This is a genomic window from Streptococcus sp. HMSC067H01, from assembly GCF_001814775.1.
Taxonomy (GTDB): Bacteria; Bacillota; Bacilli; order Lactobacillales; family Streptococcaceae; genus Streptococcus.
In genome coordinates this window covers 1,335-8,153 of sequence record NZ_KV817792.1, presented here as the reverse complement: position 1 = coordinate 8,153, position 6,819 = coordinate 1,335, and the positions used below count along the sequence as shown (strand labels likewise).

Genomic DNA, 6,819 nt, shown 5'->3' with positions numbered 1-6,819 from the left:
AGACCTCCTAACTTTATTTAATAGAAATCCTAAACTTTTCTTTTTCATAATAATCTCCCTTAACTCCACCCAATCAGGTGGAGTTTTTTAGCTCTATTTCAGGCTTTTGGGGACTATTCTAAAAATCATTTTTCAATATTTTTCGGTATTTTTTGGATTTTGGTCGGGGAATTGGCGGGGACTTTTTGAGGTTTTGGCGGGGACTTTTTAGCGAATATGACTAAGAAATAGGTCTGTTGTCGCTTCAGCAAGTTCGTCCTCTACTTGATTGTAACGATCGGTCATATAGACTTTTGTATGGCCCAGCGCCTGGCTTAATTGTTCAAGCGGAACCCCTGCAATAATGCTTTGAGTTGTGAAGAAGTGGCGCATCATGTGAGGTGTTACATGCAATCCTGTCGCTTCATTCACTAGATTGAAGTTTCTATTCAACTGGTTTGGATTGATGAGACCGCCTTTTTCGTTCAGCGTGATATAATCTTTTTGTTGTTCCTTAATAATCCCTAACTTTCGCTTAATCTTAGAAGCTTCAGCTATCAGATAATAGATAAGGTCTGTTCCGATATCATCAAGGCAGACATATCGCTCTGAATCCTTCGTTTTAAGCCCTCCTTTCCCTTCCAAGGTCTGGTTGCTTCGACTATCTCTAAGATGTAGTATAGCCCGTCCACTGTCGTTCTGAGTGACGTCCATTGGGCGCAATCCAAAGATTTCTCCTCTTCTTAACCCAAAAATTGTCAGATAGGTTAGAGCGTAGAATTGTTTTGACATGATTTCTTCTGCCTTTGCTATCCAAGTCTTAAACTCTTTGAGAGTCACTTTCTTGTTAGTGGCAGGGATATCACTCTGGCCAATAAAGACACCTTTCAAGCGATTTGAGAGCAGATTACCACTTTTCACGGCATCATTCAGCAATGCCATGAAGCTGGAATTGAGAGTTTGGACAGTGTATCTAGTATGATTCTGCAACTTTTCAGCGATAAAGAGTTCATACTCATTTCTATCCAGGTTTTTAAGCAGAACAGAACCAAACTTGGGTTTAATATGGTTTTTATAGAGGTTGTCATTGAGGTAGTAGGAAGTGTCATTCCAGCGCCCTGTTGACAATCTCTTTTCAGAATAGATATCCCAATATTTATCAAGTGTTAGATTCGTATTGATACCTAACTCCTGATCTTGGATTTGTTGTTCAATCTCTGTCAAGGCTGCACGAGCTTGTGGAAGGGTTGTGAGACCACTTTTAGTAATCTCTTTCTTTTTACCATGAAAATAGAAAGAGCGTCTGATGTAATAACGTTTGCCTTTTGCAGTTTCATAGTAATAGATATTTGGGTATTTTGTTTTATTATATTTCATTGTATTCTCCTTGTTTATCAGCTTCTGGACAAGGTCTAAACATTGAGAATATTGACATCACCCCTTTCATGGTGTAAAATAGGGTATAGAAAAGAGGCCTTTTTGATGGCTGATTTTTTATAAGGGTGAGCTTCACAATCAAACTTTGGCGAGGGCGATTGTGGGGCTTTTTTTATTCATTTAATTTTTCAATAGCTTTCAGGGCCTGTTCTTCAGTAAACTGAGCATCTTTATCTGTCAAACTTTTAAGTATTTCTTGGTCAGTCTTACCTTCACTTCTTTCTTCTTTTGCAATATCGAGCGCTTCATTAACCCAAACATCACCAACATTCTCAACAGCATATTGAGCAGCTTTCTTTGAATATTTGTGACTCGCACTTTCTGTTAAATACCAAAGAAGTGTTTTTTCAGAAAATGACGCTTTACTTTCGACAAGTTCTTGAGCTGTTTTAAGCGCACTTGCTTTTTCTTCGTCTGCTTTGCTTGACGTTTGTTTTGTAAGAGCATTTGAACCACCGATAGCTAAGATAGCTACCAATATCCAAAACCAAACTTTTTTATAAAAAGGTTTAGAATCTTTTTCTTTGTTCATAACATCTCCTTAAATTATATTTGCTAAATTATAATATTCCTCTTTTACCATGATTTCATTTGTCACGGTTTTAAGATTGTAGTAGGACATGAATTTGAGGTAATCAAACTCTGTAGGGTCATCTAAGCTTTCTATCGCGTCTTTTACGAGATGATGGATCATATTCCTATCAGCTTCGTTTTCACAGCGTAGACGAGCGTTCTGGTACTCTGAGCGTGTGTGGTCCTTATGTCCCAATTCATGCAGTAGGACCTTAACCCTCTCTTTTTTGTTGAGCTTGCTCGATAGGAAAGCTGTATTGGTTTCTTTTTCGTAAAATCCAAGTTCGTCAGGCATCAAATCTCCATCAAAATCGAAAATACGAATCTGAAAATGACTTATAATTTCTTTTTCGGTCACTAAGCAGTACCTCTAATCACCAGCTTCTTTGAGATAACCTTCAATGATAGACTGGATGATTTTCTTCTTTTCATCTGTTAATTCTCGGCCACCAAACATCATAACATTTGATGCCATTTCTTCAACGTTTAGAGTCTTACCTTCCCATTTGTAGTCATGACTACCAGCGATTGCTGGGTTATCCGTGCGACCAAGTAAATAATCTGTGGACACATTGAAGTAGTCAGCAATCATTGAAACTCGTTCAACATTTGGTGTAGATTTCTTCATGTTATAAATTGTATTTCTGCTAAAACCTAGTTTTTCTTCAAGTTTATTTAATGAAATACCTTGTTTGTCAGCCAATTCTTTTATTTTTTCAAATGTGAAAAACATTGATACATCAACCTTTCTAAGGCATGACAAAAAATATTTAATAAATTTACTACAAAACTGTTGACAAGTTGTAATAAATTTACTACAATAGTTTTTGTAAGCTAAAGAGTTAGCGAACAAGACAACTAAAAAATAAAGCCTAATGAAACTGATTGGCGTCCGTTTTCTAGGTAGAACCTTACTTTTTAGTAGGTCTTTTCTCTATGTTTTGATTTTAATAAATTTATTTATCAATGTCAAGAAATTCGCTAACTTTTTAGATAATTTTTTAAAAGGAGGTCAGGGATGAACGAAGAAGACCTGAAAGAATTATTGGAACTCTTAGCGACAGATTATGGGCGAGGGTATCTAGATGGAGTAGTTGGGGGACTTTCAATGCTTTTGAAAATTTCAAAAGAAGCAGAGAAATATAGAAAGGAAGAATATGAGTAAAGAACTAAAGATAATCAAGGCTAAAATCAAAACTCGTTTGATTGAGCTGGATATGACTCAAGCCGAGTTAGCAAAACAAGTATTCGTCGCACCTTCGGTCATTTCAGAACTGCTGAAGTATGGCAAAGGAAGTGATTATGTGAAAGAAAAAGTCGTAGATATTTTGGGTATTGAAAACCCTTGGAGAAATCACTGAGAGGTGCATACATGCAAGCGAAAATAATACTGAATTGGCAGAAGAAAAATCACCAACTTAGTCAGCTGATGATCGATAGTCTTGAGGGACTAGATGTTTGGGAAACTATTTTAATACTAGGAAAAGTAAGAAGAGGAACATTATGAACGAAATTTTTAACTTTCACGGACAGGAAGTCCGTACTTTGACAATTGACGACGAGCCTTGGTTTGTCGGGAAAGATGTTGCAGACATCCTAGGATATAGCAAGGCTAGAAATGCGATTGCTCTTCACGTTGATGAAGAGGACGCCCTAAAACAGGGCATCCCTACTAGTGGTGGAACACAGGATATGTTGATCATCAACGAATCTGGTCTCTACTCTCTTATTTTATCCAGTAAGTTACCTCAGGCTAAGGAGTTCAAGCGTTGGGTGACATCAGAGGTCTTGCCAGCCATTCGCAAACAGGGCGGTTTCATTCGCGAGGACTTGGACGAGGATGCCTTTATTGCTCTGTTTACTGGGCAAAAGAAATTGCGTGAGCAACAAGCTAGCATGATTGAAGATATCGACTATCTAAAAAACGAACAGCCAATTCACCCGAGCTATGCTCAATCACTACTGAAGAAGCGTAAGGCTCGTGTAGTAGCTTGCTTGGGTGGTATTGACAGTCCAGCTTATGCTGACAAAACCTTCGCTCAATCAGTATTCAGACAAGCTGAGATTGATTTCAAGGATCATTTTAATATCAGTCGCTATGACTTGCTACCGAAAAAATTCGCAGACGCAGCTCTGGCCTATTGGATGACTTGGGAGCCAAGCACCAATACCAAGATGAAAATCATGAAATTGAACTCATTTGACGAAGTGTAGGAGGGGAAGAAGATGGACAATGTTCTACTTTCACTATCTGAATGGATTAAGTCCATTATCAAAGACACAATCACAAGGCTAGTCGAAATAGAAAAAGATAGTGATCACTATCCAGAGTTGATGGATGTGAACACTACCTGCGAATTTCTAGGAATTAAGTATGCCACATTTTCAGATAATTATCGTTACTTAAAGGGATTTCCAAAGGAATTACCTGGTAAGAAATGGTCAAAAAGAGCCATCAAAAAATGGCTCTCTAATCAAATATAATAACTTTACTAAAAGGCTTCTGGACAAGGTCTTAGCAAAATTATTTGACTATATTATAGCACAAAAAGAGGATAAAAAACATGAATAATTTACAAATTATCGCAGTATGCACAGTAGTTTCAGTGGTCTTGATTGAATCGCTGATGATGAATATCAAGCTGAAAATGGCCATGAGAGCGAAAAAGAAGATTCAATTTCAAGTGCCACAATTTGAAAAAGGGTTTATCGACTTTAAAACAGGTCGCCGTGTTGACATTGATCCCGTGACACGAAAAGAAACATTTATGGATTAGTAGAGAAACGGAGGGTATCAATGGTAGTTAAAAACAAGCGATACTACTGGATTCAACTAGCTCAGGATTTTTTTAAGTCTAAAGAAATGAAATTGCTTCGTAAGATTGCAGGTGGAGATACGCATACTATCATCTATCTCAAAATGATGTTGATTAGTTTAGAGGATGGCGGGCACATCTACTATGATGGACTTGCTGACAATCTAGCTGAAGAAATTGCTCTTGTCATTGATGAAAACGTTGAAGATATCAAAATTACATTGATTTTTTTAGAAAGCAAAGGATTGCTGACTAGAAACTCTGACCGTGATTATTTTTTAGAGCAAGTTCCTGAGATGGTTGGTAGTGAAACAGCAAGTGCCAGAAGGGTTCGTAAGTTTCGAGAGAATCAATTAGCGTTACAACGTAACAACGATGTAACAAAGCGTAACGGAGATATAGAGAAAGATATAGATACAGAGATAGAGAAAAATGTAGATGAAAATCCAGTCGAACTCATCGTGGAAGAATATCAATCTCGTATTGCTCCGTTGGATGGAACTCAATTTGAAATCTTGAAAGAGTTCATCACTTTGGATGGAATGGAAGCGAAAGTTGTCCTGAAAGCAATTGGTCTTGCTGCTGACAATGGTAAAAGAAATTTTAGCTATATTAAAGCAATTTTGACGAATTGGAAGAACGATGGAGTTTTGACGATTGCAGCAGTCGAGGAACGTGAGCGAGCGTACAAAGAAAGCAAAATCAGCAAACGTCCAGGTAATCAGAAATCAAATGTTCCTGAGTGGTCTCAACCTAACTATGTGAATACTACGAGTGAGGAGGACAAGGAAGAACTTGAAAAACGTAAACGTGAACTGCTTAAGAGGCTTGAAAATGGAGGTGGCTGATGTTTATCTTAAAACATGGGACAAGAGAAGATAAACCGTTCTTGATGTCTGTGGCTATTAGTGTGACTGGAATTGACGTCTCGTATTCGGACGAGCGGAAAGCTATGCGGTTCATTTCTCGTGCAGTTGCGTTGCAGGTAGGCAAGGCATTGAGAGGTTCTTTTGGGAATTTCTATCCAGTTGAGGTGAAGGGATGATAAATCTATACTTCATTTATAACGGACACCGCAAGATACTCATTGGGAGTTTTGGACACATACATAGCGCAATCAATGAATTAAAGCAACATCAAGCCAGCTACTCTGCTGTTAACAATCCACGCTTTCGGAAAAGCATGAGTGGAGAAAATATCAGGATTGACTACGGAGCAGTTGACTGCTACTACTTGATTACGAAGAAAAGAGAGGAAACGAATGGCTAGAGATATTTTAACAGATTTAGCATTTGAGAATTTTCACAAATGTATGGGAATTCCTGATTGGAACGAGTCTGATGAAGTAATTCTTGTTAGCTCAGCTAATAAAGAACAAATTGAAGCAGATGAAAGTTACCGTTCAGACGGAAAATGTAATTACCTTGGCAAACGAATTTGTATATTCTGTGGACAGGTGAAGAAAAACAATTACATCACATTACATAAATCTATGTTAGAAAAAATTATTCAGACAATGGAATCATTTAAAGAAGTGGAGGAAAAGTGAGATGAATACAAAAATGAATTTGGAAGAAAAGGTTCAACAGTGGTTTGTTGACCGAAATCTACATGAAGCAAATCCAGTTAAGCAGTTCTTGAAGCTCATGGAAGAATCAGGAGAATTATTCGAAGGAATTGCAAAGGACAAATCTGAACTGATTTATGATGCGCTCGGAGACATCCAGGTAGTTTTGATTGGACTTGATCAACAGATCAAGAACGGTGCTCAGATTTCAGCGAATCAACAGGAACTTGAATTATTGTTGATGGTTTCCAGTTTGGGCAATATCGCTCAGAAGCTATATGCTCATATCTGCCACAATGAAACACAAATTCCTTTAATCAAAGCAGATTTGATGTTTCTTGACAGCGTGGTTAGTACGGTTTCATTTTGTAATGGAACTACAACTGAAAATTGCTTAGAAGAAGCTTATGAAGTCATCAAGGACCGCAAAGGTAAGATGATTGATGG

At 37.7% G+C, this 6,819-nt stretch carries 13 protein-coding genes; 9 read left to right on the top strand and 4 right to left on the bottom strand.

Going from position 1 to position 6,819, the window contains the following annotated elements:
• Nucleotides 1-207: 207 nt before the first annotated feature.
• The 4 genes from HMPREF2987_RS04940 to HMPREF2987_RS04925 all read right to left on the bottom strand — a co-directional run bounded on the left by HMPREF2987_RS04940 (nucleotide 208) and on the right by HMPREF2987_RS04925 (nucleotide 2,722).
• Nucleotides 208-1,356: a tyrosine-type recombinase/integrase gene (locus tag HMPREF2987_RS04940; protein ID WP_075229579.1), complete on the bottom strand. Its 1,149-nt coding sequence runs from the start codon at nucleotides 1,354-1,356 to the stop codon at nucleotides 208-210.
• Nucleotides 1,357-1,528: 172 nt separating this feature from the next.
• Complete coding sequence (locus HMPREF2987_RS04935; RefSeq protein WP_075229578.1) at nucleotides 1,529-1,948, bottom strand: Ltp family lipoprotein; 420 nt, start codon at nucleotides 1,946-1,948, stop codon at nucleotides 1,529-1,531.
• Between the two features lie 9 nt (nucleotides 1,949-1,957).
• Nucleotides 1,958-2,347 carry an ImmA/IrrE family metallo-endopeptidase gene (locus tag HMPREF2987_RS04930; protein WP_075229577.1) on the bottom strand — a complete coding sequence of 130 codons (390 nt, stop codon included), beginning with the start codon at nucleotides 2,345-2,347 and terminating at the stop codon, nucleotides 1,958-1,960.
• 12 nt (nucleotides 2,348-2,359) lie between these two features.
• Nucleotides 2,360-2,722: a helix-turn-helix domain-containing protein gene (locus HMPREF2987_RS04925; protein WP_038804348.1), complete on the bottom strand. Its 363-nt coding sequence runs from the start codon at nucleotides 2,720-2,722 to the stop codon at nucleotides 2,360-2,362.
• A 285-nt stretch (nucleotides 2,723-3,007) separates the two neighbouring features.
• On the opposite strand from HMPREF2987_RS04925, the gene HMPREF2987_RS11000 reads away from it, so the two are divergent.
• The 9 genes from HMPREF2987_RS11000 to HMPREF2987_RS04880 form a co-directional block, all read left to right on the top strand.
• Entirely contained in the window at nucleotides 3,008-3,154 is a 147-nt protein-coding gene (locus tag HMPREF2987_RS11000; protein ID WP_180364502.1) for a hypothetical protein, read from the top strand.
• On the top strand, nucleotides 3,147-3,350 hold the full coding sequence (locus tag HMPREF2987_RS04920) for a transcriptional regulator (protein WP_038804347.1): 204 nt from the start codon (nucleotides 3,147-3,149) through the stop codon (nucleotides 3,348-3,350). The genes HMPREF2987_RS11000 and HMPREF2987_RS04920 overlap by 8 nt, the downstream gene beginning before the upstream one ends.
• A 142-nt stretch (nucleotides 3,351-3,492) precedes the next feature.
• On the top strand, nucleotides 3,493-4,203 hold the full coding sequence (locus HMPREF2987_RS04915) for an ORF6C domain-containing protein (RefSeq protein WP_075229576.1): 711 nt from the start codon (nucleotides 3,493-3,495) through the stop codon (nucleotides 4,201-4,203).
• A gap of 12 nt (nucleotides 4,204-4,215) precedes the next feature.
• Nucleotides 4,216-4,473: a hypothetical protein gene (locus tag HMPREF2987_RS04910; RefSeq protein ID WP_075229575.1), complete on the top strand. Its 258-nt coding sequence runs from the start codon at nucleotides 4,216-4,218 to the stop codon at nucleotides 4,471-4,473.
• Nucleotides 4,474-4,553: 80 nt separating this feature from the next.
• A complete protein-coding gene (locus HMPREF2987_RS04905) occupies nucleotides 4,554-4,766 on the top strand; it encodes a hypothetical protein (RefSeq protein WP_075229574.1) in 213 nt (70 codons plus the stop codon).
• 20 nt (nucleotides 4,767-4,786) lie between these two features.
• The gene (locus HMPREF2987_RS04900) at nucleotides 4,787-5,653 is read left to right on the top strand and encodes a phage replisome organizer N-terminal domain-containing protein (protein WP_075229573.1); all 867 of its coding nucleotides are present in this window, start codon (nucleotides 4,787-4,789) and stop codon (nucleotides 5,651-5,653) included.
• Nucleotides 5,653-5,850, top strand: a complete 198-nt coding sequence (locus HMPREF2987_RS11370) for a hypothetical protein (protein ID WP_075229572.1) — start codon at nucleotides 5,653-5,655, stop codon at nucleotides 5,848-5,850. The genes HMPREF2987_RS04900 and HMPREF2987_RS11370 overlap by 1 nt, the downstream gene beginning before the upstream one ends.
• Before the next feature lie 216 nt (nucleotides 5,851-6,066).
• Nucleotides 6,067-6,354 (top strand): hypothetical protein, encoded by a 288-nt coding sequence (locus tag HMPREF2987_RS04885; protein ID WP_075229570.1) that lies wholly within the window; start codon nucleotides 6,067-6,069, stop codon nucleotides 6,352-6,354.
• Nucleotide 6,355: 1 nt separating this feature from the next.
• Nucleotides 6,356-6,819: MazG-like family protein (locus HMPREF2987_RS04880; protein WP_075229729.1), on the top strand; the 464-nt coding region annotated here is incomplete at its 3' end.

Bases quoted from the DNA above. Each gene is read 5' to 3' on its own strand.
- HMPREF2987_RS04920 (WP_038804347.1), top strand. From the start codon at position 3,147: ATGAGTAAAGAACTAAAGATAATCAAGGCTAAAATCAAAACTCGTTTG.
- HMPREF2987_RS04905 (WP_075229574.1), top strand. From the start codon at position 4,554: ATGAATAATTTACAAATTATCGCAGTATGCACAGTAGTTTCAGTGGTC.
- HMPREF2987_RS04910 (WP_075229575.1), top strand. From the start codon at position 4,216: ATGGACAATGTTCTACTTTCACTATCTGAATGGATTAAGTCCATTATC.
- HMPREF2987_RS04915 (WP_075229576.1), top strand. From the start codon at position 3,493: ATGAACGAAATTTTTAACTTTCACGGACAGGAAGTCCGTACTTTGACA.
- HMPREF2987_RS04935 (WP_075229578.1), bottom strand. From the start codon at position 1,948: ATGAACAAAGAAAAAGATTCTAAACCTTTTTATAAAAAAGTTTGGTTT.
- HMPREF2987_RS11000 (WP_180364502.1), top strand. From the start codon at position 3,008: ATGAACGAAGAAGACCTGAAAGAATTATTGGAACTCTTAGCGACAGAT.
- HMPREF2987_RS04885 (WP_075229570.1), top strand. From the start codon at position 6,067: ATGGCTAGAGATATTTTAACAGATTTAGCATTTGAGAATTTTCACAAA.
- HMPREF2987_RS04925 (WP_038804348.1), bottom strand. From the start codon at position 2,722: ATGTTTTTCACATTTGAAAAAATAAAAGAATTGGCTGACAAACAAGGT.
- HMPREF2987_RS11370 (WP_075229572.1), top strand. From the start codon at position 5,653: ATGTTTATCTTAAAACATGGGACAAGAGAAGATAAACCGTTCTTGATG.
- HMPREF2987_RS04940 (WP_075229579.1), bottom strand. From the start codon at position 1,356: ATGAAATATAATAAAACAAAATACCCAAATATCTATTACTATGAAACT.
- HMPREF2987_RS04900 (WP_075229573.1), top strand. From the start codon at position 4,787: ATGGTAGTTAAAAACAAGCGATACTACTGGATTCAACTAGCTCAGGAT.